Source organism: Lactiplantibacillus paraplantarum, assembly GCF_003641145.1.
GTDB classification, from domain to species: Bacteria; Bacillota; Bacilli; order Lactobacillales; family Lactobacillaceae; genus Lactiplantibacillus; species Lactiplantibacillus paraplantarum.
Genome location: NZ_CP032744.1, coordinates 293,789 through 320,695, shown reverse-complemented (window position 1 = coordinate 320,695; position 26,907 = coordinate 293,789). Strand labels below are relative to the sequence as shown.

The following is a 26,907-nucleotide window of genomic DNA, read 5'->3' as shown; positions in this document are numbered from 1 at the left end:
TTTAAGCTATACCACATGTGCTATTTTAGACGATAGCAGTTTATTTAATAGCCGGGACAACCAATTTACAATTGAATAACCACAAGTGAACAAAAAACTCATCGACTGAGCCGACATTAATGAAGGCACCACAACAAATATTTAAAAAGGGCGTTCAGACAATCGGCTTACCTCAAAAGCCGCGAATTTGGCTTTTTTGAGAAAACGTGATTCTTTTCTACTGCTGATTTAATCACTACCTCATGAACTACACTGTGTGAACAGTAACTATTTTACGCGACCATCATCTGATTAATGCTAATTCTTACATGGACTTATCTTTCAATTACCTTCAAGAATTTTGGCCGAAAACTATGCGAATAAGCACTTCACTGCTACTGTTCCTTTTGACTCACCATGTGGGTTAAAAATAGACCGGTTTCGCTGACACTCACAGTCTGAATAACAAGCGCTCATCTGGTTGCCACCTCTGACACTTCCGTTCTCTCATTTAGTCATAACACACTTACCAAACCAGCTGAATAATGACTTATAATAGCGTCTTAGCCCTAAAAAGTGCTATGATGAGGGAACATTAACTAAGGGGGTTAGACACGATGAGTTCAATTATTGAGAGTTTACAATTAGCCGCACAACAGGTTCACCTCATCAACCTATATCAAGCCAACAGCGAAGTGGTTTACACCGGCTACATCGACCGTCTGGCACCTGATGGCGTTGTCGTGAATACTTACGATGATGCCGGACTCCAGGACGGCGCGGTCTTCATGCGCTACGACGTCATTGATGAAGTTGAAATGATGAGTGAAGACCTTGATAACATGGCTTTTCGTCTGGAGAATGCTGCCACCGAAGGGTTAAGCGGCGTACCGCAACCAACAGTCGCTCTAGATGAGCAACGACCAGTCCTAAACCAGTTAGTTGATCAGGCCAAGGCCGATCAACAAGTTGTCCTACTAGTCTTAGAAGATAACGAAAACTACCTTGAAGGCCAGGTTCAACAAATGACTGACCAAACAATGACGTTCACGACCTTTGATAAATTTAATTTTAAAAATAACGACCAACAAGAAATTCCATTGGCTGATATTCAAATTCTGGAATTTTGTGGTAACGAACTTTTATTGGAAAGCGCCTTTGTTAAGACGGCCCACACCCATCAACCAACCGTCAAAGTCAGCGATATTAATGACATTGATACTACTTTAAAGACTGCCCTGACTGAACACCATCTGATTGCAATTCGGTCAGCCGATGGTTCTGATATGTTTTTCGTTGGCTTTATTAACGCGTTGAATGCTGACAGTGTGCTCCTCAATCTGATTGACATGACCGGCCAATTTGGGGGCTATACCCTTTGCCGTCGTTCACTGATTGAATCGGTTACGACCCAGTCGGACTATTTGCAGACCATGCGGGGTTTTATCGAACTGAACCGTCAATACGAGTTAAACGTTCAGCCAGTACTAAATGATGAACGGCTCTTTGACGCCACGACTGATCTTTTTGATTCGTTATTACGACAAGCAGCAGCCTTCAATAATTTAGTCCACATTACGACCGAAAACCCAATGCTTCCTACGATGACTGGCTACCCTGGAACGTTGACTAACGGCCACTTCATTTTCTACAATGTAGATGATGATAACCAGATCAACCATGTCGGTACGATGATCGAGCTCGACCAAGTCGTCGAATTATCCTTTGGGTATATGGACGCTTACCTTTTAGAAAAACGATTAAAGAGCACTGGTAACTTATAATAATTTCAACACTCTAAATAGCACGACTAGCATTCATGCCAGTCGTGCTATTTTTTCGATTCTTGATGATCATCTAGTCCAATATATTGTCACATGCAGATGCAACCCTAAGGCTCCTAAAACTGTAAAACAACGGTGTTCGACTTAGAATGGCGCAAAAATGGCATTAACCTAACCGTGCCAGCGATGAACGCCCCCACTAAAAATGGTAATGAACAACTTGGTGATAAATAAGAAGTCTAATCAATAATGACCAACCACCAATTTTCTGCTGGCAATTGTTGCCGCAAAAGCCGTCTAAAGTGTTATGGTTACTTATCAAATAGATGCAATTTGGCAATCCGCTGGCACGCTTCGGTAAAGCGAGGTTCGTCAATCAGTAAGCCAACACGAACGTAGCCTTCGCCACCCGCACCAAAACCGTTTCCCGGTGCCACGGCCACTGCCACCTGATCTAGCAGTAAATCGGCAAAGCTTTCACTCGTATACCCTTCAGGAACAGGCATCCAAGCATAAAAGGATCCGCCCGATGGGTATGGTTCCCAACCAATCTTACGAGCCGCCGCAAAAAATTGGTTGCGCCGGCGTTCATATAGATTGACCAAATCACGAACGGTCTGTTGGTCACTATTCAAAGCGGCAATTGCTGCATCTTGAATTGCCGGGAAGACACTGACAAATAGATGGTCTTGAATCAGATTCAGAGCTTCAATCATGTCAGCGTTACCAGCAGCGAAGCCAACGCGCCAGCCAGCCATGTTAAAAGATTTAGAGAGTGTGTACATTTCGATCCCCACGTCTTTCGCCCCCGGGGTCTGTAAGAAGCTCACGGGGCGTTGACCATCAAAACCAATTGCACCATACGCAAAATCATGCACAATTCCAATTTGATTTTTATTAGCAAACGCGACCGTCTCTCGGAAAAATTCTGATGTAGCCACAGCTCCAGTTGGATTATTCGGGTAATTCAAGTATAGTAACTTCGCTGCGGCCGCAACTTGTGGATCGACCTGTTGATAATCTGGCAAAAAATGATTTTGTGCCGTTAGCCGTAGTAACGCTAATTTCACTTGTGCTAACGTTATTCCAGATAAATAGTCCGGATAACCGGGATCGGGCAGGATCATCGTATCGCCAGGATTTAGAAGCGCCAAGGGTAACTCTACTAATCCAATTTTACTGCCACCCAAAACAGCAATCTCAGTTTCCGGGTCCAGCTTCACACCATACTCGCGTTCGTAAAAATCGGCCGCCGCCTGTTTAAATCGGGGCAGCCCACGGAATAGCGAATACTTATGATCCGCTGGGTTGGCGGTTGCAGCCTGCATCGCCTTAACGACAAATTCCGGAGTCGGTTGATCAGGATTGCCCTGACCTAAATTAATGACATCCGCACCGGACGCGACTTTCGCATTGACCTTCTTGACTAAATTTGCAAAAAATTGTTTTGGTAACTGCTGTAAGATTTTGGATTCTTCAAATTTCAAACCTAGTGCTTCCCTTCTGTTAATGGCTTCAAGCTCGTAATATCAAATGTACCAGCAAAGATCAGGTTCAAAAAAGGTCGTCCTTACAATTTGTCGCAAGAACGACCTTATATCTAAGAACCTTAGTAACTAATCTAACAACTATATAAACTAGACCTAATTAAAAAAATTTTATTTTAAATACCGGTTGCTAACAATACTAGCTCACAGTCACATTATGAGTTTTTGATTAAATTATGTCAAGTTTACGATTAAAGGATTCTAGTTATCTACTAATCCTGTTTATTAATACACTATTCACAGTCAGCACCAAAGTAAATCCGATCGTGTAGCCGGCACCGTGGATTAAAAGCTCGGTGACAGTGTGGGCAATAGCCCAAATGATAAGTGGTAACGGTCATTCGATAGCGACAAGCACCGCACATGACCGCCAGACTCAATGGTGTGCTTGCGACAAAGGCGTGTTGGCACAGCGCATCATGACACTGATAACATGCATAATATCGCCGACACTGTTCACACCATAATGCAGCAATGTCGGTTTCAAGGTGATAGTGCTGACAACGTCCGGCAGCATCCAATCCTAACCCATAGATGACGGGCACACCGCTAGTCACGCTGGTAAACCCACTTTAACGACCTCACCACTAGTGAACGTTCGCCGTTCCCCAGTAGTCATACGCACCACTAAGCCACCATGCTCATCAATGGCTTCAGCCACCCCAGCTACTACAGCATCACCAACTTGAAGCGTTATTTGCTGACCTAGTACTAATGACTTAGCACGATATATTGGCAGAAAATCCGCTGTAGCGTAGCGTTTCGATAACGCTACTAACGATGACAATAATGCCGCGGCTAGTTGATTACGGTCTACTGGCATTGTCGGGTCCACCGATTGAGCACGTGCTTGCAATGCCTGGGGAAAATCAGTTGTTGTTAAATTAAGCCCAACGCCAACAATGAAAGCTGCCGCAGAAGTTGATTCCAATTCCAAGCTTGCTTCAGTGATAATACCACCGACTTTATGTTGATTGAGATAGATATCATTGACCCATTTCAAAGCAAAATCCTTATTGGGATAAAAACGCTGTAAAACATTCACGACACTGACCGCAACGCCAGTTGTTAATAACCCCACATTCGCTAATGCATTCGTTGGATTAGGCAAGATCAAACTAAAATACAAACCAGTTTGTGCGGGAGAATAGAATTCACGTCCCCGTCGGCCATAGCCGGCTGTCTGTTCATCTGCTAAGAAGGCTGCCAGTCGCGGCTGATGATGACTTAAAAAAGTTTTTGCTAAAATTTGAGTTGATGGTGTCTGAGCAACGACTTCGATTGGCCCCGCAAATTGCTGGTCACTATAAATTTGAATTGCATTAGCATCTAAACGACGACTGCCCACATAGCAATACCCCCGATTCTTGCGACTTTCAATCTGATGGCCCTGCTTTCTCAATGCATTAATTGCCTTCCAGATACTTTCTCGACTACGCTTAGTCTGCTGCGCTAATTGATCACCCGAAAGCCAGTCACCAGGATTAGCCAATAAAGCCATTAAGACTTGTTCCTTAGTTGACATACTACTTACCTCGTTTTCTAACATCTACGACACTAGCCGTAGTAATACCAAAATCAACGACCGCTCGAACTCGACGTGCAATAAACACCGCCAGTGTAGCCTTGATTAGGTCGCCTGGGATAAACGCCAGGTTGGACAATAAGGCCGCTGACAATGTCATGTGTGATTGAATTGCAAGCCAACCAGCCCCGACCACGTCAATAAACAGGATACCGGCCAGCCAAACGATACCAACTTCTAACCACCAATAACCACTCTCCGTTGCCCGCGTCATCTTTATTAGTGTACCAATCAGTAGTGGTGCCAACAGCCAAGCCACTAGATAACCACCAGTTGGTCCTAGAAAAACCGCTGCGCCACCACGACCACCAGATAATAACGGTAGTCCTAGGGCTACTAATCCTAAAAACAGCCCCACCGCCATCGTTCCATATTTACGGCCCAGTAATTCTACCGCTAAAAAGATTCCCATATTTTGTAAAATAATTGGTACCGGAATAAACCCAACTGGAATTCCTGGAAAAAAGCCCAATACAATAATTAAGGCGGTTACCATCGCCGTCTGGGTTAAGTGTTTGATTGCCTGTTGATTTGTCATTATGCACCCCTATTAATCAATTTTAATCGTTATTATAAATCAATAGTAACCCAACATCAATATTAAGGGTTACTATTCGACAAACAAAAATCCCATAACCAAATTTACTGGCTACGGGATTCAACTAACTATTCTTTCGGGATACGCTTTTCAACGTGATATTGACGTGCTTCTGGTCTTGGCGTGTCGGCTGTTAGTAAGTCATCCGCGTAAAATACCGAATAACCATGATCCTGTTCTAACGGCCGCGCAATCATGAGCCCACGCTTACGACCGTGGCGGGCATTATAAATGTCCGCACTACGGAGCGCTTCATTATAGTCGTGCGATTCAGAAATCGCGTCACCGGGATTAAATAAGACATTTTCATCCATCTACCATCAGCTCCTTGTCCTCTTAATACTTTAATTATACACGCTGACACCGCAATGAAGAAAGTTTAAAGATTGATGTCAACATTATAAGTCAATTTTGAGAGCGTTAACCCCTTAGTCACTAATTGGCCAATCAGTGCTTGGGCCTTGTCACGCATTTTTGCGACCATCACTTTATCTTGTTCAGTCAAGAAGGCCGTCAATTCATCACCAGACAACTTAGCGGCCTGTTTATCCGTTTCAGCTACAAATTGACCTAGTTCAATTCGGCATTCCTTCAAATAGTCAATATCATCTTGAACAAAGTCAGCATAGTGTGATTCAACAATCATTGACAACGTCCGGTAGAGCCAATATGCACTATTCGTATCATGCTTTAATGGTGTGTTCGCAAAACTAGGATCGGTTTCGGTCACATTCGCATGGAAAGGTAAGTATGGTGCAAAAGCGGGCACGCCAAAGGTCATCCACATAATCGCACTTTGTTCTTCAGGTACATCATTACGAACTTGCATGACGTGTGAATTTTGAGTCCGATTCATTGAGATTGGCCGGAACTTCTTAGCTTCTGGCGTATTCAAGAAGGGATCATACTTTGTTTCGTTATAATGTGAACCGAGTACAAATTCAACGTCGGCCACTGAGATTTTCTTAGCCGCGTGACAAATGAATGGTAATTCACTTGATTGAGGATCCTGTTCAATTTCTGGATTAAAATAACGTTGCCCATACCAGACCCGCGGCGTATTGTAGTGCCGATCTTTCTCGTTATCAGTACCGAAAATATGGCGGAAGTTAAAACCGGTTTTATCGGGGTTCAAATGATGTTCAGCAACAAATTCCTGAATGCCATCGGACCACATAAAGTTGTCAGGGTCATCAAAGTCAACCCATTGAATGGCAACTTGGTTGGCAGCCACCGCGTAGGCGTCATCAGGAATCCGTTGAGCAACCCAGTGATGTCCTGTGACAATTTCCATGTACCATACGTCGTCTTTATCATTGAACAAGACGCCGTTACCTTCTGGTGACCCGTACTTGGCAATTAATTGGCCTAAGTAGGCCACCCCGCCACGAGCGGAATCGATAAACGGTGTGAGCATGGTTGGCAATGAATCTTCTGCAAGGCCGTTAGGAACGAAGGGGTCGAAAGTTAGTGTGTGTTCATTACCATAGACACTTTCAGTCGAAGAAACACCGACATTTTTTTCGTTAAAGCCATTTTCTTCAAAAACGCCTTTCGCAGCAACCTCAATGTTAGGCACAGCTTGATAGCGATAACCATCCGCTGGAAGTGGCGCGGTGAAACCGTTCTTCCCAGAAGTTAGCGTCTCTTTGCGGCCATGAACAGCAGGATGGACAATAAACTTTTGTGGCGTGATTGGCATAAAGGTATCATCGTTACGGGCAATCATCGTTGAGCCGTCAACGGTCGCCTTCTTACCAACTAAAATCGTGGTACAAGCTTGTTCGTACATGCAAGCATCTCCTGTCTTTAATTTCCGTGATCATTATTAATGATACACGCTCTAATTTAAAAAGCCACCATTGCGAAAGCGCTGACAGATAATTCTTACGTAATTTTAATTGCTGATAAATTTATTGAATTCCATAAATCTTTTCGTAATCTAATCAATAATTCTTAATTTTGAAAAATCATCATCACATTTTCTTCACAATTCGCTGTTAATATGTAGTCATAGCAATTAAGGATCCCCCTCCAAGATTGCTACTATAATAATTAACATTCTTTTCATTTACTCCTCCAAAGTAATGAAATCCGTCAAAGCGTAACAACTTTGACAGCCTGATGAGCGGCATGTGAACGTCCCCCCGCTTATATGAATAAACGCTCATCAGGTTATCAGCATATGATTCCCCGTCATATGCTGACCTACTCCTTTTGACCTTCGTATTCCCGTACGAAGGTTTTTTGTGTCATCAGCTTTTCGGGGGGAACGCACGGTTAAGTCGCTAGCTGATTCAAGAATAAATGCACCTTAATTTACCGCTAACAGCGCCTTGATAATCACCCATGGCAGCATTTACCATCCTAGATGACGTATTAGGACAACTTGATTTTGGACGTTCACCCTATCAATCTCACCAAAAACAGCATATAATTTAATTATTATCACATTAAAGGTGGGTCATCTATGCAAGAGGGATACTTAGATCAGCGCTTAATCGGTCAGCGCTTCATTATCAAACCGACCGATCTAACTGACGGCGTCGCATTCTATGGCATCTTGTACCATTTGCACGCCGCAACACCACTACACACCGACGATACCGTTGAAATCACGGCCGTCAGTGCGCACGGTCTAACGGTAACGATCATCGCACCACAACAATAGGGGGAATTATTATGGTAGGCATCATCGTTGCAATTATTATTATCTTACTAGTCGTTTTAATACTAGTCGCTTCCATTCGAATCATCACCCAGCCCAACCAGGGTGTCGTCTTAACGTTTGGTAAGTTCGAACGCGTCATCAGTTCTGGTTTTCATTTTATAAAACCATTCATCTCACGAGTGATTACCGTTAACACGGCTCAAACACCGGTCGATCTCAATCAACAAGTTGTTATTACCAAGGATAACGCCGAAATCTCGGTCAAAATTTCACTCAAGTACCACGTCACTAACATCGAAGATTTCGTCTTTAAAAATGAAGATTCCGTTCGTAGTATGATTCAAGATACCCGGGCAGCATTACGGGGAATTATTGGGAACAAAGAATTAAATGAAGTCTTAAATGGAACGCAAGAAATTAATGCTGCGCTATTCAAAGAAATCTCCTCCGTCACGGCTGGTTACGGTTTAAATGTCGACCGGGTCAATATCGACTCTGTTAACCCATCCGCTGACATTCAAGCCTCAATGAATAAACTATTACAGGCAACTCGGGAACGGGATGCCACGATTGCCACTGCTGAAGGTAAGAGCAAGTCGATAACGTTGGAAAACGAAGCCAATAACCGCGCCTTGCTAGCTACCAACAAAGCTCAAAACGAAGCGCTAGTGAATAGTGCGACAGCTAAAGCAACGGCAATTCAAACCGAAGCTGACGCTGACGCTTACCGGACGCGGATTTTAAATGAAGCCTTGGCACAATCGTCCGAGAACTACTTCATCTTCCAAAACACGGAAGCCGTCAAAGCCCTAGCTGATGGCACTGCCAATACGGTCGTCTTACCGAACCAGACGTTAGATAGTTTAGGCTTAATTCCCGCACTCACAAAGGTCGGTCAATTAACTACTAAGTAACTCACAAATGATCATAAGCGCTCAAAAAATCCTTCAGGTTGGTTAAGTCCACTGAAGGATTTTTGGTACTGTTATCAATACGCTGACGATCATTCAATTTTATAAACCTTTACGTTAGGTTTCCCCACTCAACTAGGTTAGAATTAGATTGTGCAAAACCATACTTAGAGGTGTTAATATTGAAACAACCTTGGCAAACAGCTTGGCCAGAGAGAATCAGTTATGGACTCAGTGATGCCGCGGATAACTTAGTCTTTCAGATGATGACCACGTACTTATTATTCTTTTATACCGACGTTTACGGTTTATCGACGAGTGCCGCCGCAATTTTATTCGTGGTTGCGCGTCTCGCCGATGTCGTTGAAAGCCTGATTATTGGCGTCATGATCGACCACACTCATTCGCGCTTCGGTAAGAGCCGGCCGTTTTTCTTATGGTACGCGTTACCTTACGTCTTGTTCGCAGTTCTAACCTTCGTCACACCGGACTTTGGCGCGACTGGCAAGCTCATCTGGGCTTACGTGACCTACTTAGGATTAGGTTTCTTTTATACAGCCGTTAACTTACCAATTACATCAATCTTACCGGCGCTTTCCCAAAATGAACGTGAATTAACGTTACTGGGCGTGATTCGTCAATTCTTCGGTAGTAGTGTGCAAATTATTGTTGCTGTCTTCACCTTGCCACTAGTTGCGCTATTCGGTCAGGGCAACCAGCAACGGGGCTTTTTATTAACGATTGTCTTATTTGGTCTGATCTCACTAGTGCTAATTCTGAATACTTTTTTCCAAGTTAAGGAACGCTTTAGCCAACCTGAACGGCCCCATCAATCGCTAAATGCGGTGTGGGGCATGCTCAAGCAGAATCAACCTTGGTTTATCTTATCCACGGTAATTCTATTATATTGGCTAACGACGGCTATCAAGAATCAAACGACCATCTACTATTTCAAATATTTAATTCAACGCGAAGACTTAGTTCCAGTCGTTAACGGCTTTACGTTTGCCTCGCTGATTGGGGTCATCTTAATTGTTCGGTTAGCCAACCACCACGGTAAGAAGAATACCATGTTGGCGGGTATCACCATTGCAGCCGTGGGGCAATTAATTCTAGGCTTTGGTACGGCTATCAATCAGCTCTCCCTCGTTTTTGGCGGCACACTGATTAACGCCGTTGGTAACGGCCTCATCATTGGCTTAGTCTCAATTATGATTGCCGACACGATTCGTTACGGTACGGCACTGGGAATTCAAGCAGAAGGTATTTTAGCTTCTACCGATGACTTCGGCGTTAATGTCGGCTTAGGACTTGGTGGCTTAGTCACCGCCGGACTCTTCCATTTAAGCGGCTACACCGCCAATCATGCGCAGAACATTGCCACTCAGCATATGATTACCTTAAACTATGCTTGGTTGCCGTTACTGCTCTACATCGTCATGTTTATCGTACTGATTTTTTATAACGAACGGCAATTGCAGGATGCGATTGATATTTAGTTATTAATCTTTAATTCTGATCACTAAAATGCGATGAGAGTGGGACTAAAGGTGGGCTGCTTGCGAGCAAACTTTTGACGCACGTTTCGACAATATTGACAGAAAAATTGTGTTCGATTTCTTGAGAAGAAGTCTTTTCTTAAGAAACCGAACACTTTTAGTTTTGTTCCAGACCCACCTCATTTTTCTACATCTAGATTCATCCCAATAACGTACAACAAAATCACATCGTTTTATCTAATCGTGCAATGACAAAACATTCTACAACTTGTCCTCCCATAATAATCACCATTCCAATGACCAACATGCGATCCAGTGGTATCATTATTGGCGTTGGAACCCACAATAAAATTACCGTTAGCACAGCAATAATTATAATTAATGACTCATAGTATATTTTAGTAACGTTTCCTGCCCTTAACTTAAGCAGTTGCCACCGCTCATCATTATGATAATTCTTTTGTAACTTTGCTATTCTATGAGTCGCATACAAATAGCTTCCCATGATAGTCAATAAGATTATTACTAATCCGACCTGTTCAATCATTATTTCACCCCCGATAAAAGATATCCTCAATAGTACAAGCAAAAACTGTCGCAATCTTGAACGCCAAATCTAATGATGGATAATATTTAGACTTCTCAATCGAAATAACCGCTTGTCGTGAAATTCCTAACCGTTGCGCGAGCTCCGCTTGAGTCCAGTCGCGTTCTGCTCGTAACACTTTAATTTTATTGTGAATCAAGGTAACACCATCTTTACAAAAAGTAAGGTTTTATTTACATTATTAGTATAACAATCTATCATTCTTTTGACTATCCATTTTTAAAGTAACACCGCTTGACCATGTTCATGGCTTAAAACTACGATCATCACAATCATTAAGTCGATTTAACAGCGGCACTTAGCAATCTTAAGAATGGTGACCCACAAGAATGTCCATCAATTACAACTTAAAATCCAATTGGCGTCATAATTTATCGAAAATTTGCTCGGTTGTTACTAAGACTAACTAAAAAAGCGCATGAAAAAAGCCGACCCCGAGGAGTCGACTTTTTCTGAATCAAAAATCCAATTATTTAACAGCTGGAGTCTTGAACCAGCCAATCCGTGATGTAACAACATCAACGATGGCTTTCTTACCAGGTGCCAATAACTTACGAGGGTCGTAGCCCTTACCGATTTGGTCTGCGCCAGATTCGATGTAAGCACGAGTTGCGTTGGCAAAAGCAACTTGGTTTTCGGTGTTAACGTTAACCTTGCTAATTCCCAATTCAACAGCCTTAACGATTTGGTCCTTAGGAATACCAGAACCACCGTGAAGTACCAATGGCATCTTAACGGCTTCTGAGATTTCTTGAAGACGATCGAAGTGTAAGCCAGTCCAGTTTTCTGGGTACTTGCCGTGGATGTTACCAATCCCAGCGGCTAAGATGTCGATACCAGTAGCAGCTAAAGTCTTAGCTTCTTCAACATCAGCTAATTCACCTTCACCGATGATACCGTCTTCTTCACCACCAATTGAACCAACTTCGGCTTCAACAGAGATGCCCTTAGCATGAGCTAATTTGACGATTTCCTTAGTCTTTTCTAAGTTTTCGGCAAATGGTAGGTCATGGCCATCAAACATAACTGATGAGTAACCAACTTCGATACATTCCTTGGCAGCTTCGTAGTTACCGTGGTCTAAGTGCATAACAACAGGAACAGTGATGTTCATGCTTTCCATGGTATCAGCAACTAAGTCCATAACGAGCTTGTAACCGCCCATATACTTAGCAGCACCCATTGAAACTTGGATAATAACTGGGGTGTTAGTGTCTTGAGCACCCTTCAAGATGCAACGAGTCCATTCAAGGTTGTTTGTGTTGAACGCACCAATAGCATAATGGTTCTTGTATGCGTCTTGTGTCATATCAACAGCATTTACAAATGACATAAAATAACCCTCCTAGGTTAATTAAGAGATACGATTTTTGAATCACATTCATTTTAGCACATTTTACATGGGAGTGATAACCGATTTGTCATATTTATTAACCAACGATTACCGGTCAATCGCTATTTTTTGGACAGTCGTCACGTTGTAAGCCCTTCCACGTTTATTAAAATCATTTTTCTAACCGCCTTTTTCAAAATGGTGTGCCGGAAATTCAATAGTTATTCATTTGTGAGTGTTATAACAACCATTGGCAAAATTAAAATGTAAGCACTAGTTTTAATTACATTTTTAATTGCCTATATATCAGCAATTAAGCTAAAGCATCGCAAAATAATGAAATCAAAAATCAACTATTTACATTTGTGAAAAAGTATTTATAATAGTGATTGTGAAATAAACAACAAGTTATTTTTTGCATGGGAGGAACCGTTAATGTTGAAAGAAATTGATGAACACACCAATATCGTGCGTTCGATTGATCGGTTAGTTCTAAACGCCTCATTAGCCGCTAACCGGCTAGAAGTCATGGATCAAACACAAGTTGATAAGGCCGTAGCTGCTCTGGCACGTGCTGCTCACGCTGCCCGGGGTATGTTAGCAGCAATGGCTGTCGAAGAAACTGGTCGCGGTAATTATCGTGATAAAGTCGCTAAAAATGACTTTGCTGCTCGCAACGTTTACGACTACATCAAGGATGACAAAACTGTCGGTATCATTAATGATGATCCCGTTAGTGGCGTGATGAAAGTCGCCGAACCAGTCGGTATCATTGCCGGTGTTACCCCCGTTACGAATCCAACATCAACCGTTATTTTCAACGCCATGTTGGCACTCAAAACACGTAATCCCATCATCTTTGGTTTCCATCCCTTTGCTCAAAAGGTTTGTGTCGAAACTGGTCGTATTATCCGTGACGCAGCAATGGCGGCTGGTGCACCTAAAGATTGGATTCAATGGATTAAAGCACCTAGTTTAGAAGCAACTAACACGCTTATGAATCATTCAGGTGTCGCCACAATTATCGCCACGGGTGGTGCTGGCATGGTCAAAACAGCTTACTCGACTGGCAAACCAGCCTTAGGTGTTGGTCCCGGTAATGTCCCTTGTTTTATTGAGAAAACGGCGAACATTCAGCAAGCGGTCAGTGACGTTATTACCTCCAAGTCGTTTGACAATGGGATGATCTGTGCGTCTGAATCTAATCTAATCGTTGCCGATCAAATTTACGATCAAGTTAAAAGTGAATTAAGTCACAACGGTGTTTACTTTGTCGGTCCCGACAACTTCAAGGCCTTAGAAGCAACCGTCATGAACCTTGATAAACAAGCGGTAGACCCTAAAGTCGCCGGACAAACACCATGGCAGATTGCCCAGTGGGCTGGTTTCGACGTTCCAACTGACACTAAAGTCCTCGCTGTTGAATTACCTAGCATCGGCGGCGACCAAGTCTTATCACGTGAAAAATTATCACCAGTCCTCGCTGTTGTTCATGCCAAAGATACTGCGACAGGCTTCAATCTGATGAAGCGCAGTCTGGCACTTGGTGGCTTAGGTCATACTGCCGCTTTGCACACCACTGATGAGACAGTCATGACAAAGTTTGCCTTAGAAATGACTGCTTGTCGCGCGCTGATCAACGTACCGTCATCTCAGGGGGCCATTGGCTACAAGTACGATAATGTTGCCCCTTCTTTAACACTCGGCTGCGGAACATGGGGACACAACTCAATTTCTCATAATTTAGAGGATTGGGACTTGCTTAATATCAAGACTGTTGCCAAGCGCTTACACCAAATTCGTTAACGATTTGTCAAAATAATCAGGTTATAAATTTAAAATAATCCATTTGCCGCTAAAAAACGTGCCCGCTAATGTCAGTTTAATCTGACACTAGCGGGCACGTTTTAGTTATGATCTCGTTACCTAAGCCAATTTTTTAAACGTCCACACATCCCGGAATTTGTCTGGCCGGTATAGAAACCACCGTCCCAAACTCCAAGTCAAGTAGGCAACAACTAAGGCCATAATAATCCCTGCTAACAACGGCATTTGTGCCCGGTAGTTATCAGTCACCATACCCAAAATTCCCGTTCCAAATTGCGAACAACTAATTGCCACAATCAAGTAACCGATCGAGAATCCTAGCACCGTGCCCCGCCACTGTGGAAAGCGGAAAAAATCTTGGCTACTTTCTAATGATAGATGCTCAAAGGCCCACTGATCTAGCCAATACAGACAACCGCTAATGACTAGGCACAGTGCCAGGATCGTCAATACCCCACTTAACTGATGCCCTTGTAATCGTCCTAGCACGTCCACTTGCCGATATTTCAGACCAGTTAATCCAGCAACGACATTAATCAAGCCATCATACGCAAAAACAAGACTGCAGGTGAAGACAAAAGCCGCCAACACACTCGCAAAGACGTGCCCGACCCATAAACCAAACGTAGCTGCCAATAAGCTAAGTGTTAAGATTGCTGCCAATGTTTCAAGGTCTTCATACAAGGTTGCATTCCAGTTAATCTGTACGTGTCTATTAACTATTGCCCGCCAAGCAATTAATCCAAAACTAACTTCCATCACGACATAACCGCTGATCAGTGTCCCTATCAGCAAGCCGATTTTACGTCGATAGATTCGTCGGCGCGTTACCGGTAAACTAAATAGATATTGGTCAAAGTTCGTAAAATTATCGGTTAAGAATAGCAAGATTCCTAATACAAAACTAACACCCAAACTGGCAATCGTCCGCACCCCCGTTACGCTCGTTAACGTAAAGTTGGTCGCATGGGCCGCAATATACAGGGAAGGATTATGGGTAACACTGTATCCTTCTTTTATCCCAGCTAAAAGCAGGATAACCCCTGCCGTTAATAATAAAGTCCGATAGTGGCGCCATAATAACTGCCACAATTTCCGTTTAGTCATTTCAACGCCCCCCCTAAGATAACAATTCAAAATCCGCTTCATCCGTTAGATTAGCCATAAACAAATCAGCCAACGAAAGTGGTAACTCCTCTTGGAACACTGGCTTAGTCGCCGCTAGCTTGGCCTGCACCGTGGCGTTAAAGTCCTCAAATACTACAACTATTACCCGTCCAGAAACGTGGACGATGCGTCCTAACTGCTTAACAACAGCTGGAATTTGTTTGTCACGATACACCAGTTGTACTTTACGTGCATTACTACGCATTGTTTCCAGTTGATAGTCATTCACAATTTGCCCATTTTTCAACATCAGGGCTCGATCAATAACACCTTCTAGCTCAACTAAGTTATGAGAGGCAATGACAATTGAACGCTCACCAGTCGCCACTTCGTCAATCAAGATACCGAGAATATTTTTGCGAATCAGTACATCCAAGCCATCCAACGGCTCATCTAAGAACAAGTAAGGTGCCTCAGTTGCCACACTCAAAATAATTGTGAACAGGCCAAAAGTCCCCTTAGAAAAATGACGCAGCTTCTGCTTAGACGTCAAATGATACCGATTTAATAGCTGTTCAAACTTAGCATTATTAAAATTTGGATAGGCAGTCTGGTAATACCACTGAATTTGTTTAATCGTTGCGCCTTTAAAAAAATTCGCTAACGGATCAATAAAACACAGTTGCGTACGCAATTGGGGCTTGGTCGCAATAACTTGGCCATCAATACTGACATCTCCACTGTCAGCTAGATATTGACCATTGATCGTTCGAAAAAGCGTTGTTTTACCGACCCCATTACGCCCTACAACGCCTACGATTTGTCCTGGTTCAATTGTAAAACTAATCTGATTTAAAGTCGTCCGGTGGTCAATTTGTTTACTTAACTGATTAATTACTAAACTCATACTGGTTCCCCCATTTGATCAAGCCATCCATGCAATTCAGTGATACTCACGCCACTTTGGTAGGCTAACTTGACAATTTGTGCTAACTTTTCATGGACTTCTTGCCGTAGCACCGTCGAGTCACTCACGTTCACATAGGTCCCTTTACCGGGTACGGTTTGAATAACGTGTTGCGCTTCTAGTTGCTTGTAAGCTTTGCTGACCGTATTCGGATTGAGCAAGTGTCGGCGAGCCATTGCGCGCACTGACGGTAATTGTTCACCACTACCTAACACGCCGTGCGCAATATCTTGCTTAATTCCCGCTACTAACTGCGCATAGTATGGATAGCCACTACTATGATCAATCTGCATAGCCACACCTCCATAAACGTATAGTAATTTACTTAAACCAAATAGTACAGCATAGTACAGTAACTAACAAGGTAAGAAAAAGTTAAAATAACTATCGCGGTAAAGTTAGTAGGTTACTATTACTAATCAAACCATCACGAGCATACCTACTACCAATTGTTAAGGCACCCGGTCTTTAACATGACAATATAAAAGTCCGCATCTGCAGGTAGGACCTACAAATGCGGACTGCTACTACTTCATTCGTCAATAAGGCGACTATTTTCGCCGTAATTCCGTTGCGGCATATTCCATAATCGCCATCAACACAATCAAACTAATCGGAAAGGCAATGACACTGACTGTCAAACTAGCCGTGATCTCAAAGAATGTAAAAATCACCATCAACAGCACAATTGCTGTAATCAACATACCGGTCTCAGCCTTTCCCCAACGCTTAATCATCGTGTTAACCTCATTTCTATTTATTAGTCACCATGAGTTTAACATGCCTGATATTGCTTACTAGTCCTTATCACTAAGAGTTTCATGAGAATTCTATTGGAGCATCCGTGTCATTGTCGTCACTGCTAACCGGCCGCCTGCTTTCAATGGTAAAAACAACTGATTACCATCTTCAAAACCCAAACGGTGCCAGAATCGAGCCACCCCATCATCAGCGGTAACACGCGTTAATTGAATGGCCGTGATATTGCTTTGTAATGCAGCCTGCATAAGCCCCGTCATTATCACTTGGCCCACTGACTTACGTTGATAAGTTTGATTAACCATTAACAATCCAACAAACAGTAATTGTTCTTGAGGATACTGATTTAAAAGATCTAAGACGGCCACTAGCCGATTAGCGAGATAGAATCCAAAAACCTGCTTTTGTGCGGCCGCAATTTCATCTGGGTGGGCAGTTAAATCATGTCGAATTTCGGTCATTGTTAACGGTTCTGGTGAAAAATACTGATGGTAACGTGGATTACTTTGTTCCAAGGCTAACAGTGCCTCTTGATCAGCCAAGGTTAATAATCGAATTTTAAAATTCGGTAGCTGTGCTTGTAAAGTTGCTAGTTTCATCAATCAGTCCAGACTTTCTCTAAATTATACCAAGTTTCACCCGCATGTTCAGACGCTGCAATGCCCTGATTAACAAACCCATTGCGCTCATAGAATGGAATTAGTCGCTCCAAGCAAGTCAGTGCCATACTAGTACGCCCATGTGCTTGTGCATTTTCAGCCAAGGCCGTTAACAACTGGCTACCGATTTGTTGGTGACGTGCTAACGGTGAGACCGCCAATGTGAATACAAGCTGATGCCCACCTCGCGGTAAATTAGTCGGAGTCGTTGCAAACATGGCGTCTTCAATGTAGCGGGCCCCTAATGCTGGTCCCACAATAAAGCCAAGTACAACTGCACCATCACGGGCAACTAGGAAGGTATCAGCCAACTTTTCAATGCGTTCACGATAAGCAGCTTCGCTACCGGCTTCTGCTCTCGAAAAGCCAGACTTCTCAATTGCCATAATTTGTGGTAGATCCGTCATTTTAACTGGTGTAATTTCCATTAATTTTCGCCCTCCAATTCGTATATTTATTATAACAAATGTTGTTGAATTGTTGACTGACTTAATTTTCCTTGAAAAACCAGTGTCGAGCATGTCGTTTTCAGAAGTGACATGCTATACTTGAATTGTGAATTCGGTTACATATCCAACAATTCACTATTCTTATCGAAATTAGGTGAAGCTTATGCCAGCACAATCAGCAGAACAATTATGGAACGCTTATAATGAAACCACCGATACTCACGGCGCTTCTTATCAAACACGTTGGTTCGGTCAACAAAACAATCCCGCCGAAGTGCAGGCCCTTGCCGAGGCTATTCTGGCCGGTACGAAGACAGCTACGACCACGCCATTGGACAGCTATACGGCAGAACAAGTTGCGATTCCCCAAGTTGGGGACTATAACATTCTTTTGAATGGCGAAATGAAACCCGTTGCAGTACTCAAGACGGTCGTGTCCGAACTTATTCCATTTTATCGAATCTCGGCAGAACACGCCTATCACGAAGGTGACGGTGACCGTACCATCGGTGATTGGCGTAAGCGCAAGACGGAAGAATTTACGCCAACGTTAGAAGAACACGGTAAAAATCTCTCATCGGATACTCCAATGGTCAGCGAAGTTTTTGAAGTCGTTTACCGCGCAGATTAATCAACAACGTTAACGGCCTAAGACGGATGTCTTGGGCTTTTTTATTAGAGTGTGAGGGGGCGCGGGTTGAAGCTGAGCATTGCCTAGATAAGGGATTAATGCGGGTTTGGCATTGATTTCTTATCGTAGCAAGCGCAGGCTTCAGCGCCACCGAGCACGTTTCAATAGAGTGTGAGGGCGCGCGGGTTGAAGCTGAGCATTGCCTAGATAAGGGATTAATGCGGGTTTGGCATTGTTTCCTTATCGTAGCAAGCACAGGCTTCAGTGACAGCCGCATCTGCCTAACTAATTTATTCACTAACCAAACACCGTCATTATTGCCCCAACCCTTAATCCACGTGTGATTCGGCGGGCCAATACGCGAAGCGCAAAATAACTGATCGATGATTGCAAAAAGTACTTGTCACCACGTCATTTTTCATTATAATTAAAGCTCGTACTAAACTTATTGTTTAGTTTAACAAAACAAAAACGATTCGAGGTGAATGTCATGGACATTGGTCAACGTATCCGCAACTTACGGATTCAAAAACAGCTTACACAAGAAGAACTCGGTGAACGAACTGACCTCAGCAAAGGCTACATATCACAGTTAGAGCATAATCAATCATCACCCTCAATGGAAACTTTCTTTGCGATTCTTGAAGTGCTTGGTTGTGCGCCCAGCGATTTTTTTGCGGCGGAACAACCTCCTCATAAATTGGTCTACCATCCTGCAGATCAGACCACGTATGACGACGAAGCCTTAGGATACCGTGTAAAATGGCTTGTACCAGCCTCTAACGACAATCAATTAGAACCGGTCACCATTACACTATCTCCTAATGGTCGCTTCAAATCTTTTGAGCCGTCGCCGGCAGAGACCTTCATTATGGTCCAAACCGGCACTTTAAGCTTACAGCTCGGCACACAGCAATACACTGCCAATGCAGGTGATACGCTATACTTTCACGCGACTAAGACGCATCAGATCCGCAACCTAGGGACCACATCCTGCACGTTCACCTTGGTTACGACCGCGTCCTACCTATAATCATGTCACACCCTATCGAGCCCATTTTAAGTTACAATGGCTCGGTACACGTTTTAAGGAGGTCTTTACTTTGGGGGTTAATACACAACCTATTATTCGGTTAACCAACGTAACCAAAAGTTACGGGGAACATCAAGTTTTAAAAAATATCGACTTAGATCTCGAAGCTGGTAAGTTCTATACCTTACTCGGCCCTTCTGGCTGTGGTAAAACAACCATTTTGCGCACCATTGCAGGCTTTACCGATGCTACTTCTGGTCAAGTTTATTTTGACGGTCAAGTCATCAACACCCTGCCGGCCAATCAACGCCAAGTCAACACAGTCTTTCAAGACTACGCCCTTTTTCCACACCTGAACGTAGCGGAAAATGTCGCTTTCGGCCTTAAACTACACAAGGTCGCTAAGGATGAGATTGAAACGCGCGTCCAAAAAGCACTTGCGATGGTTCAATTAGCCGACTTGGGTGACCGCGAAATTAGTGAGATTTCTGGCGGTCAACAACAACGAGTCGCGATTGCGCGCGCACTAGTTATGCAGCCTAAGGTGCTCTTACTTGATGAGCCATTATCGGCCCTCGATGCTAAGCTTCGCAAAGATATGCAGTATGAACTACGCGACTTACAACAACGGCTAGGCATTACCTTTCTCTTCGTTACTCATGACCAGGAGGAAGCTCTGGCAATGAGCGATGAAATCTTCGTCATGAACGCTGGTGAAATTTTACAAGGCGGTTCGCCAGTCGATATTTACGACGAACCCATTAACCATTTCGTGGCTAACTTCATTGGTGAAAGTAACATCATTCCGGGCAAAATGCTCAAAGATTTTGAAGTGGAATTTGTTGGCAAGCAATTTGAGTGTGCCGATGCTGGAATGCAACCCAATGAACCGGTCGAAGTCGTACTCCGACCAGAAGATCTCGATATCGTCGCTGCTGATCAAGGTAAGCTGGTCGTTACTGTCGACTCCCAACTATTCCGGGGTAACTATTTTGAAATCGTCGCTTACGATACCGATCATAATGAGTGGCTGGTTCACTCAACTAATCCAGCAGCGGAAGGTGAACCAATTGGCTTAACCTTTGACCCGCAAGACATTCACGTCATGCGGCTCAATGAAAGCGAAGCGGCCTTCGATGCCCGCCTTGAACAATACGAAGATGACTAGGAGGTGGCAATTATGCAGCAAAAACAACGGCTGAGTCGTAACACGGCCTATTTTATTCCGTACATGTTGTGGATCATCCTCTTCGTCATTGCGCCAGTATTACTATTAATTTATCAATCATTTTTTAACATTAACGGGCAATTTACACTGAGTAATTACCAAACCTATTTTTCATCCAACACTTACTTGATGATGACACTCAACTCTGTTTGGTATGCCTTCTTGATCACACTCGCAACATTGTTAATCAGCTATCCCACAGCTTACCTACTCAACGAGACAAAGCATCCGCAACTGTGGCTACTCCTGATCATTATGCCAACGTGGATCAACTTATTACTCAAGGCCTATGCGTTCATTGGCATCTTCAGTCAGGCGGGGATTGCTAACCAGTTTCTAAGCTTCATCGGCATTGGTCCTAAGCAGCTACTCTTCACTAATTTTAGCTTTATTTTTGTCGCAGCCTATATTCAGATTCCATTTATGGTCTTACCCATCTATAACTCTATTAGTGAACTGAATCCGTCCTACGTTAATGCTAGTCGTGACTTAGGCGCAACGAATTGGCAAACTTTTAGTCGCGTGATTTTTCCACTGACACTTCCCGGTGTTAAAGCGGGAATTCAAGCTGTCTTCATTCCCTCACTATCGCTCTTCATGTTGACTCGTCTAATCGGGGGTAACAAAGTAATCACGCTGGGAACTGCGATTGAAGAACACTTCTTGACGACGATGAACTGGGGCATGGGTTCCACGATTGGTGTCGTCTTGATTATCGCAATGGTTATCATTATGTGGCTAACTGGTGGCAGTAAAAAGCGCACACGAAAGGGGTTAACGAAATAATGACCTTACGTAACTTTAAGTGGCGCAACTTATACCTGTGGCTCGTCTTTATTGTGCTATACGCGCCGATTATTTTTTTGGTCGTCTACTCCTTTAGCCAAGGTACGACCATGAATAACTTTCATGGTTTTACCTGGCAACACTACCAGGACTTATTTGCCGATAGTCGCTTAATTGCCATTTTTCTCGACACTATCTTGATTGCACTCTTATCGTCATTGTTAGCTACTATCATCGGGACTCTGGGAGCACTCGGTATCAATAGTACGACCAAACCGATAACTCGCAATACTTTATTATCGTTAAATAACATCCTAATGGTTTCCCCCGACGTTATTATTGGGGCCAGTTTTTTGATTTTCTTCACCGCGCTTAAAATTCCGCTAGGCTTTGGCTCGGTCTTACTGAGTCACATTGCCTTTTCAATTCCAATCGTGGTGTTAATGGTCTTACCCAAGATTCAAGAAATGAGTAGTAGTTTACTAGACGCAGCGGCTGATTTAGGTGCTAACAATTGGCAACTACTCAGTCAGATCATTGTGCCATACATCATGCCCGGAATTTTTTCTGGCTTCTTTATGGCGCTGACCTACTCCCTGGATGACTTTGCTGTTACCTTCTTCGTTACCGGGAACGGTTTTAGTACCTTATCCGTTGAAATCTATTCGCGGGCTCGCCAAGGTATCAACTTGGAAATCAACGCCCTATCAGGCCTAATGTTCTTGATGGCCCTAGTGTTAGTAATTGGCTACTACTTCATCAATCAATATAGCCGACGGCACCGGCGGCCAGCAGTCAGGGGGCGGCGGAAATGAAAAAATTATTGAGCATCATCGTTAGCCTGCTAGCAGTTTGTGGCTTACTAGCATTCGGCGCCCAACGCTTACAGACAAGCTCTGGTAGTACTGGCAAAAAGGTCTTGAATTTATATACTTGGGGAGATTATATCGATCCAAGTTTACTGACCAAGTTTCAGAAGCAGACGGGCTACCACGTTAACGTGGAGACCTTTGATAGCAACGAAGCCATGTATACCAAGATCAAACAGGGCGGTACGAGCTATGACTTAACGGTTCCTAGTGATTACATGATTGAAAAAATGAAAAAAGCCCACCTGCTCTTACCACTTGATAAAAGTAAGCTGACCGGGATGCAGAACTATGACTCACGCTTCATGAATTTAGACTTCGATCGGCATAATCGCTATTCAGTTCCTTATTTCTGGGGTACCCTGGGGATCATTTACAACGACAAGTACGTTCAACCGGGGCGTATTCAGCATTGGAATAACTTGTGGCAACAAAAGTACCACAACAAGATCATGCTAATTGATAGCGCCCGCGACGTGATGGGTTTTGCGCTCGCATCAATGAACCAGTCTATGAACACAACCAACCCCGCTACCTTGCTCGCTGCTCGTAACAAGTTAAACCGACTATCGCCCAACGTTAAGGCCGTTGTTGCTGATGAAATCAAGATGTACATGATCCAAAATGAGGCAGCGATCGCGGTCGACTGGTCTGGTGAAGCCAGTGAAATGTTGGCTGGCAATTCGCACTTGCATTACGTTGTCCCCTCTGAAGGAAGTAACTTATGGTTCGACAACTTAGTCATTCCAAAAACGGCCAAACATTTCAAGGCAATTTACGCCTTCTTGAACTTTATGAGTGAACCTAAGAATGCCGCGCAAAATGCAGAGTACATTGGCTATGCAACACCTAATCGGAAAGCTAAGGCGCTGCTACCTAAGTCAATTCGAAATGACCGCCAATTTTATCCAGACAACAATACCATTAAGCATCTCCAAATCTACCAAGACTTATCACCAGCTAAAGTTGGCCTGTACAATGATCGTTACTTGGAATTTAAGATGCATCACTGATTGACTTGCCGTGTTAGCATTGACATCAGTTCTAACCAGTACCACAGGATAAGTGGCATTAAGAAACAACTGATTATAAAGTAAAAGGGCCTGACTTGAAACAAAGTGCTTCAAGTCAGGCCCTTTAATGTCTGCGCGCTTTATCGCCATATCAGACCACTAATGATTAAAAATTTAATATTCGCTATCACTACTAACGCTAGTACTAATCCTAAACTTAACCGGTTTAACCAAGACCGATCTGCCGTAGTTGGAAAAACAATAAATTGTAAGTTCAAAACGAGTAACGAACAAAACGCACTGCTGGCCAACCACCAAAGTGCGTTAGAAAACAAGGTCGTTAGTAAGCTACCTGCTACCACTAGGGCAAACCACGGTTGAATTGGTGTTCGTATTGATTTAGTCGTCATTTTGACCGCCCCCCTTATCGTGCTTTAATTGTAAGGGCCGCCGTCACGTATCGTTAGTCCCAACAGCTGGTTACTTAATTGCCCGAATCATCAACAAGCCGGGTACTTCGACTGTTAACTAGTCCACAGAAATTCGAACAAAACTAAAAGTGTTCAGTCTCTTAAGGGAAGACTTCTTCTCAAGAAACCGAACACAATTTTTCTGTCAATATTGTCGAAACGTGCGTCAAGAGGTTGCTTGCAAGCAGACCACCTTTTGTCCCACTCTGCTGGAATTAATTTAATGATTAATGATATAAGTCAAAGCGCCCTTTACTGAAGACGGTTCCTAAATGGGCACTTTCCAATAGCGAACGGTCAGTAATAATTTTCTTCAAAGCCGATGCGGCATAACCGTGGACCGGTTTATTACTACTAAAGATTTCACCAATACCATCACGATCACTCAATGAAGCAACGGTTCCACTAGATTCATAGTGGAACGGTGCGGTTGATTGATTATGACGTAACGCGCCAATATTCTTAGCAGCCTGTTCGCCCGCCGCCAAGGCAATTTGCGCCGTAGTCGGGTATGGCCGATTACTTTCAGGATCCATCACTGCTGCCACGTCACCAACAATAAATACTTCGGGATGATCTTCTAGTGACAAATCGGGTTTAACCACGACTCGGTTACGACGTTGATCAAAGCCTGAATCAGCAATCACGTGTGACCCACTGACACCAACCGTCCAAATAATGGTATTGGCTGTAAATTCATGCTCATTCTTATCAGCATCACTGTAGACGACCGCCCCTGGCTTAATGGCTTCAATAACGGCTCCCAACCGCATTTCAACGTTATTTTTTTCCATAAACTTCAAGGCATAGTCGCGTAATTCCTGTGTAAACATTGGTAAAATTGATGGCATCCGTTCCAAACAAACTAGTTTGGCAGCGGGGGTTTGATACTTCGCTTGCAGTTTCGGTAATGTCTGCGTCAATTCACCTAATAATTCAATTCCAGTGAAACCAGCTCCACATACCGCAATTTTTAAATCATTTTTGTCTTTAGTGGTTCGATAAGCTTTAAAACGTTCTTCCAGATGTTCATAAACGGCCTGTGAAGTGGCCAAATCGTCCATTGGCAACGCATTTTCATCGGCACCAGCCACCCCAAATGTTTCTGACTGGAAGCCTAATGCTAATACTAAGTAGTCATAGGTCATTTCAGGATGATCTTCAAAAGTTACTTGCTTATGTTCGACATCCACGTTTTTGACCGTTGCTTGCACGAACTGAACACGCTTACCGATAATATCTGGAATCTGATAAGTAATCCGATCAGGAGCAATCGTCCCCGCTGCGACCTCGTGTAAATTGGTCTTTTCCGTGTGAGTTGGTGTCTGATCAACAAGGATGATTTCGTCCTCAGTCGGTAGACTCTTCTGTAAAAATTTGACGGCCCGCATCCCTGCATAGCCCCCACCTAACACCAAAGTTGTTGCCATGATTTATTAACCCCTTTCATTATCACTGTCGACTAATGCGACTTGCTGAGGCAATTGCCTCCACATACATTAATCCAGTTATAACTTGATAACTACATGGTACACTCTTCACGTTTAAAATTCAGCTAAAACGCCACGCTATTTTAATTGTTCACAATTCATCTAGTTTAGTGAATAAACTTACTCAATATGCTTAGTCACATTAGCAGTTACTAGTGACAAACTTTCAAACAAGACTTGTTGTTGTCCGGCCGTTAATTGTTCGCCGACTAAGTCAGCACACCATTGTTCATAAGCATGTAATTCCGGATACAGCGCTTGACCAGCATTAGTGGGATACAAGCAACGCACTTTTTTATTCTCTGGATGAGTTTGCTTAGACACATAGCCTTTTTTTATTAAATTCTGAACAGCCCGATAGTTAGTGGTTCGATCCATCTTCATTTGATCAGCTAGTTGACTGAAAAATAACCCGGGTTGCTCGCAAATCCGAATTAAATAAATAAACTGATTATTATTGAGACCGTATTTTGCAAAACGCTGATTGCCCTCATTCATGACAATTCGCGACAAAGTTCCCATCAATCTTAATGTTGGTATCATAAAAGCTCCTTTTTATTATTGCATATGCAATCATTCGGTGATAAACTTAACGGCATGCTAAGGAGGCATTACCATGTGGTCAATCAAAACATTCTCAGAATTAACAACAACTGAATTATACGCTATTTATGAATTGCGCGTCAAAACGTTTGTCGTTGAACAACAACGTATCTATCAAGAAGTCGACGCTATCGATTTGGCAGCTTATCATGTCTTTAAAACCGTTAATCACAAAATTGTTGCATACGCACGAATCTTCAAAGAGGCCGCTCACCTTTCTTTTGGTCGGGTAGTGGTTGACCAAAAACAACGTGGTCAGCATCTAGGAACCGATCTAATGAGTCACATCGAGCAAGTCGTTCAAGACCACTATTCCAACTTGCCAATTCAAATTGAAGCCCAAGTGCCAGTACAAGGTTTTTACCAGCATTTTGGCTTCACTTCGAGCGGCGCACCATTCCTATTCAACCATACACCCCACATCAAGATGACCAAACCAGCATTACAAGTCCAGTAGTGTGCGCAAAATTGATGTTATTAGTTAGCTACTCCTAACATTGCT

The 26,907-nt window shown here is 43.3% G+C and carries 30 protein-coding genes; 12 read left to right on the top strand and 18 right to left on the bottom strand.

Annotated features, from left to right (window positions below; all coding sequences use genetic code 11):
* Positions 1–596: 596 nt before the first annotated feature.
* A complete protein-coding gene (locus tag LP667_RS01480; RefSeq protein WP_021731961.1) occupies positions 597–1,763 on the top strand; it encodes a hypothetical protein in 1,167 nt (388 codons plus the stop codon).
* Positions 1,764–2,074: 311 nt separating this feature from the next.
* Here the strand turns inward: LP667_RS01480 and LP667_RS01475 are convergent, their stop codons facing one another.
* The 6 genes from LP667_RS01475 to LP667_RS01450 form a co-directional block, all read right to left on the bottom strand.
* Positions 2,075–3,250, bottom strand: a complete 1,176-nt coding sequence (locus LP667_RS01475; protein ID WP_021731962.1) for a pyridoxal phosphate-dependent aminotransferase — start codon at positions 3,248–3,250, stop codon at positions 2,075–2,077.
* A gap of 293 nt (positions 3,251–3,543) precedes the next feature.
* Positions 3,544–3,867: a CHY zinc finger protein gene (locus LP667_RS01470; RefSeq protein ID WP_080235693.1), complete on the bottom strand. Its 324-nt coding sequence runs from the start codon at positions 3,865–3,867 to the stop codon at positions 3,544–3,546.
* A complete protein-coding gene (locus LP667_RS01465) occupies positions 3,864–4,835 on the bottom strand; it encodes a biotin--[acetyl-CoA-carboxylase] ligase (RefSeq protein ID WP_021731965.1) in 972 nt (323 codons plus the stop codon). Before LP667_RS01465 ends, LP667_RS01470 begins: the two co-directional genes overlap by 4 nt.
* A 1-nt stretch (position 4,836) precedes the next feature.
* The gene (locus LP667_RS01460) at positions 4,837–5,433 is read right to left on the bottom strand and encodes a biotin transporter BioY (protein WP_056988337.1); all 597 of its coding nucleotides are present in this window, start codon (positions 5,431–5,433) and stop codon (positions 4,837–4,839) included.
* A 128-nt stretch (positions 5,434–5,561) separates the two neighbouring features.
* Positions 5,562–5,807: a hypothetical protein gene (locus LP667_RS01455; protein ID WP_003641910.1), complete on the bottom strand. Its 246-nt coding sequence runs from the start codon at positions 5,805–5,807 to the stop codon at positions 5,562–5,564.
* 65 nt (positions 5,808–5,872) lie between these two features.
* Entirely contained in the window at positions 5,873–7,285 is a 1,413-nt protein-coding gene (locus LP667_RS01450) for a C69 family dipeptidase (RefSeq protein WP_021731967.1), read from the bottom strand.
* A 678-nt stretch (positions 7,286–7,963) separates the two neighbouring features.
* Between LP667_RS01450 and LP667_RS01445 the strand changes: the two genes are divergently transcribed.
* From LP667_RS01445 to LP667_RS01435, 3 genes are all read left to right on the top strand, one after another.
* Complete coding sequence (locus LP667_RS01445) at positions 7,964–8,164, top strand: hypothetical protein (protein WP_021731968.1); 201 nt, start codon at positions 7,964–7,966, stop codon at positions 8,162–8,164.
* Positions 8,165–8,175: 11 nt separating this feature from the next.
* Entirely contained in the window at positions 8,176–9,078 is a 903-nt protein-coding gene (locus LP667_RS01440) for an SPFH domain-containing protein (RefSeq protein ID WP_021731969.1), read from the top strand.
* Between the two features lie 179 nt (positions 9,079–9,257).
* Positions 9,258–10,574, top strand: coding sequence for an MFS transporter (locus LP667_RS01435; RefSeq protein WP_021731970.1), 1,317 nt, complete (start codon positions 9,258–9,260; stop codon positions 10,572–10,574).
* Positions 10,575–10,797: 223 nt separating this feature from the next.
* On the opposite strand, the gene LP667_RS01430 is transcribed toward LP667_RS01435, so the two are convergent.
* The 3 genes from LP667_RS01430 to fba form a co-directional block, all read right to left on the bottom strand.
* Entirely contained in the window at positions 10,798–11,121 is a 324-nt protein-coding gene (locus LP667_RS01430) for a hypothetical protein (protein ID WP_033609523.1), read from the bottom strand.
* A gap of 4 nt (positions 11,122–11,125) precedes the next feature.
* Positions 11,126–11,299 (bottom strand): helix-turn-helix transcriptional regulator, encoded by a 174-nt coding sequence (locus LP667_RS01425; protein ID WP_420828546.1) that lies wholly within the window; start codon positions 11,297–11,299, stop codon positions 11,126–11,128.
* Positions 11,300–11,650: 351 nt separating this feature from the next.
* Positions 11,651–12,514: a class II fructose-1,6-bisphosphate aldolase gene (gene fba, locus LP667_RS01420; protein ID WP_021731972.1), complete on the bottom strand. Its 864-nt coding sequence runs from the start codon at positions 12,512–12,514 to the stop codon at positions 11,651–11,653.
* 435 nt (positions 12,515–12,949) lie between these two features.
* Between fba and LP667_RS01415 the strand changes: the two genes are divergently transcribed.
* A complete protein-coding gene (locus LP667_RS01415; RefSeq protein ID WP_021731974.1) occupies positions 12,950–14,320 on the top strand; it encodes an aldehyde dehydrogenase family protein in 1,371 nt (456 codons plus the stop codon).
* A gap of 120 nt (positions 14,321–14,440) precedes the next feature.
* Here the strand turns inward: LP667_RS01415 and LP667_RS01410 are convergent, their stop codons facing one another.
* From LP667_RS01410 to LP667_RS01385, 6 genes are all read right to left on the bottom strand, one after another.
* Positions 14,441–15,448, bottom strand: a complete 1,008-nt coding sequence (locus LP667_RS01410; RefSeq protein ID WP_021731975.1) for a hypothetical protein — start codon at positions 15,446–15,448, stop codon at positions 14,441–14,443.
* A gap of 13 nt (positions 15,449–15,461) precedes the next feature.
* Positions 15,462–16,355: an ATP-binding cassette domain-containing protein gene (locus tag LP667_RS01405; protein WP_021731976.1), complete on the bottom strand. Its 894-nt coding sequence runs from the start codon at positions 16,353–16,355 to the stop codon at positions 15,462–15,464.
* Positions 16,352–16,708 (bottom strand): GntR family transcriptional regulator, encoded by a 357-nt coding sequence (locus LP667_RS01400; RefSeq protein WP_021731977.1) that lies wholly within the window; start codon positions 16,706–16,708, stop codon positions 16,352–16,354. Before LP667_RS01400 ends, LP667_RS01405 begins: the two co-directional genes overlap by 4 nt.
* A gap of 258 nt (positions 16,709–16,966) precedes the next feature.
* On the bottom strand, positions 16,967–17,152 hold the full coding sequence (locus LP667_RS01395) for a hypothetical protein (protein ID WP_021731978.1): 186 nt from the start codon (positions 17,150–17,152) through the stop codon (positions 16,967–16,969).
* A gap of 93 nt (positions 17,153–17,245) precedes the next feature.
* Positions 17,246–17,773 carry a GNAT family N-acetyltransferase gene (locus tag LP667_RS01390; protein ID WP_021731979.1) on the bottom strand — a complete coding sequence of 176 codons (528 nt, stop codon included), beginning with the start codon at positions 17,771–17,773 and terminating at the stop codon, positions 17,246–17,248.
* Entirely contained in the window at positions 17,773–18,261 is a 489-nt protein-coding gene (locus LP667_RS01385) for a GNAT family N-acetyltransferase (RefSeq protein ID WP_021731980.1), read from the bottom strand. The genes LP667_RS01390 and LP667_RS01385 overlap by 1 nt, the downstream gene beginning before the upstream one ends.
* A gap of 184 nt (positions 18,262–18,445) precedes the next feature.
* Here LP667_RS01385 and LP667_RS01380 point away from each other — a divergent pair, with 184 nt between their 5' ends.
* From LP667_RS01380 to LP667_RS01355, 6 genes are all read left to right on the top strand, one after another.
* Entirely contained in the window at positions 18,446–18,913 is a 468-nt protein-coding gene (locus LP667_RS01380) for an ASCH domain-containing protein (protein WP_021731981.1), read from the top strand.
* A 490-nt stretch (positions 18,914–19,403) separates the two neighbouring features.
* The gene (locus LP667_RS01375) at positions 19,404–19,946 is read left to right on the top strand and encodes a helix-turn-helix domain-containing protein (protein ID WP_021731982.1); all 543 of its coding nucleotides are present in this window, start codon (positions 19,404–19,406) and stop codon (positions 19,944–19,946) included.
* Positions 19,947–20,016: 70 nt separating this feature from the next.
* Complete coding sequence (locus LP667_RS01370; protein WP_021731983.1) at positions 20,017–21,114, top strand: ABC transporter ATP-binding protein; 1,098 nt, start codon at positions 20,017–20,019, stop codon at positions 21,112–21,114.
* 12 nt (positions 21,115–21,126) lie between these two features.
* Complete coding sequence (locus LP667_RS01365; protein ID WP_021731984.1) at positions 21,127–21,960, top strand: ABC transporter permease; 834 nt, start codon at positions 21,127–21,129, stop codon at positions 21,958–21,960.
* The gene (locus LP667_RS01360; protein ID WP_033610035.1) at positions 21,960–22,775 is read left to right on the top strand and encodes an ABC transporter permease; all 816 of its coding nucleotides are present in this window, start codon (positions 21,960–21,962) and stop codon (positions 22,773–22,775) included. The genes LP667_RS01365 and LP667_RS01360 overlap by 1 nt, the downstream gene beginning before the upstream one ends.
* Positions 22,772–23,842 (top strand): ABC transporter substrate-binding protein, encoded by a 1,071-nt coding sequence (locus LP667_RS01355; protein WP_021731986.1) that lies wholly within the window; start codon positions 22,772–22,774, stop codon positions 23,840–23,842. The genes LP667_RS01360 and LP667_RS01355 overlap by 4 nt, the downstream gene beginning before the upstream one ends.
* 140 nt (positions 23,843–23,982) lie before the next feature.
* Here the strand turns inward: LP667_RS01355 and LP667_RS01350 are convergent, their stop codons facing one another.
* The 3 genes from LP667_RS01350 to LP667_RS01340 form a co-directional block, all read right to left on the bottom strand.
* A complete protein-coding gene (locus tag LP667_RS01350; protein ID WP_021731987.1) occupies positions 23,983–24,252 on the bottom strand; it encodes a hypothetical protein in 270 nt (89 codons plus the stop codon).
* A 287-nt stretch (positions 24,253–24,539) separates the two neighbouring features.
* The gene (locus LP667_RS01345) at positions 24,540–25,742 is read right to left on the bottom strand and encodes an NAD(P)/FAD-dependent oxidoreductase (protein ID WP_021731988.1); all 1,203 of its coding nucleotides are present in this window, start codon (positions 25,740–25,742) and stop codon (positions 24,540–24,542) included.
* A 180-nt stretch (positions 25,743–25,922) separates the two neighbouring features.
* A complete protein-coding gene (locus LP667_RS01340; RefSeq protein ID WP_021731989.1) occupies positions 25,923–26,345 on the bottom strand; it encodes a MarR family winged helix-turn-helix transcriptional regulator in 423 nt (140 codons plus the stop codon).
* Between the two features lie 73 nt (positions 26,346–26,418).
* On the opposite strand from LP667_RS01340, the gene LP667_RS01335 reads away from it, so the two are divergent.
* Entirely contained in the window at positions 26,419–26,862 is a 444-nt protein-coding gene (locus LP667_RS01335) for a GNAT family N-acetyltransferase (protein WP_021731990.1), read from the top strand.
* The last annotated feature ends 45 nt before the right edge of the window (positions 26,863–26,907 follow it).

Bases quoted from the DNA above. Each gene is read 5' to 3' on its own strand.
- LP667_RS01480 (WP_021731961.1), top strand. From the start codon at position 597: ATGAGTTCAATTATTGAGAGTTTACAATTAGCCGCACAACAGGTTCAC.
- LP667_RS01465 (WP_021731965.1), bottom strand. From the start codon at position 4,835: ATGTCAACTAAGGAACAAGTCTTAATGGCTTTATTGGCTAATCCTGGT.
- LP667_RS01460 (WP_056988337.1), bottom strand. From the start codon at position 5,433: ATGACAAATCAACAGGCAATCAAACACTTAACCCAGACGGCGATGGTA.
- LP667_RS01455 (WP_003641910.1), bottom strand. From the start codon at position 5,807: ATGGATGAAAATGTCTTATTTAATCCCGGTGACGCGATTTCTGAATCG.
- LP667_RS01450 (WP_021731967.1), bottom strand. From the start codon at position 7,285: ATGTACGAACAAGCTTGTACCACGATTTTAGTTGGTAAGAAGGCGACC.
- LP667_RS01445 (WP_021731968.1), top strand. From the start codon at position 7,964: ATGCAAGAGGGATACTTAGATCAGCGCTTAATCGGTCAGCGCTTCATT.
- LP667_RS01440 (WP_021731969.1), top strand. From the start codon at position 8,176: ATGGTAGGCATCATCGTTGCAATTATTATTATCTTACTAGTCGTTTTA.
- LP667_RS01430 (WP_033609523.1), bottom strand. From the start codon at position 11,121: ATGATTGAACAGGTCGGATTAGTAATAATCTTATTGACTATCATGGGA.
- fba (WP_021731972.1), bottom strand. From the start codon at position 12,514: ATGTCATTTGTAAATGCTGTTGATATGACACAAGACGCATACAAGAAC.
- LP667_RS01415 (WP_021731974.1), top strand. From the start codon at position 12,950: ATGTTGAAAGAAATTGATGAACACACCAATATCGTGCGTTCGATTGAT.
- LP667_RS01410 (WP_021731975.1), bottom strand. From the start codon at position 15,448: ATGACTAAACGGAAATTGTGGCAGTTATTATGGCGCCACTATCGGACT.
- LP667_RS01405 (WP_021731976.1), bottom strand. From the start codon at position 16,355: ATGAGTTTAGTAATTAATCAGTTAAGTAAACAAATTGACCACCGGACG.
- LP667_RS01400 (WP_021731977.1), bottom strand. From the start codon at position 16,708: ATGCAGATTGATCATAGTAGTGGCTATCCATACTATGCGCAGTTAGTA.
- LP667_RS01395 (WP_021731978.1), bottom strand. From the start codon at position 17,152: ATGATTAAGCGTTGGGGAAAGGCTGAGACCGGTATGTTGATTACAGCA.
- LP667_RS01390 (WP_021731979.1), bottom strand. From the start codon at position 17,773: ATGAAACTAGCAACTTTACAAGCACAGCTACCGAATTTTAAAATTCGA.
- LP667_RS01385 (WP_021731980.1), bottom strand. From the start codon at position 18,261: ATGGAAATTACACCAGTTAAAATGACGGATCTACCACAAATTATGGCA.
- LP667_RS01380 (WP_021731981.1), top strand. From the start codon at position 18,446: ATGCCAGCACAATCAGCAGAACAATTATGGAACGCTTATAATGAAACC.
- LP667_RS01375 (WP_021731982.1), top strand. From the start codon at position 19,404: ATGGACATTGGTCAACGTATCCGCAACTTACGGATTCAAAAACAGCTT.
- LP667_RS01365 (WP_021731984.1), top strand. From the start codon at position 21,127: ATGCAGCAAAAACAACGGCTGAGTCGTAACACGGCCTATTTTATTCCG.
- LP667_RS01360 (WP_033610035.1), top strand. From the start codon at position 21,960: ATGACCTTACGTAACTTTAAGTGGCGCAACTTATACCTGTGGCTCGTC.
- LP667_RS01355 (WP_021731986.1), top strand. From the start codon at position 22,772: ATGAAAAAATTATTGAGCATCATCGTTAGCCTGCTAGCAGTTTGTGGC.
- LP667_RS01350 (WP_021731987.1), bottom strand. From the start codon at position 24,252: ATGACGACTAAATCAATACGAACACCAATTCAACCGTGGTTTGCCCTA.
- LP667_RS01345 (WP_021731988.1), bottom strand. From the start codon at position 25,742: ATGGCAACAACTTTGGTGTTAGGTGGGGGCTATGCAGGGATGCGGGCC.
- LP667_RS01340 (WP_021731989.1), bottom strand. From the start codon at position 26,345: ATGATACCAACATTAAGATTGATGGGAACTTTGTCGCGAATTGTCATG.
- LP667_RS01335 (WP_021731990.1), top strand. From the start codon at position 26,419: ATGTGGTCAATCAAAACATTCTCAGAATTAACAACAACTGAATTATAC.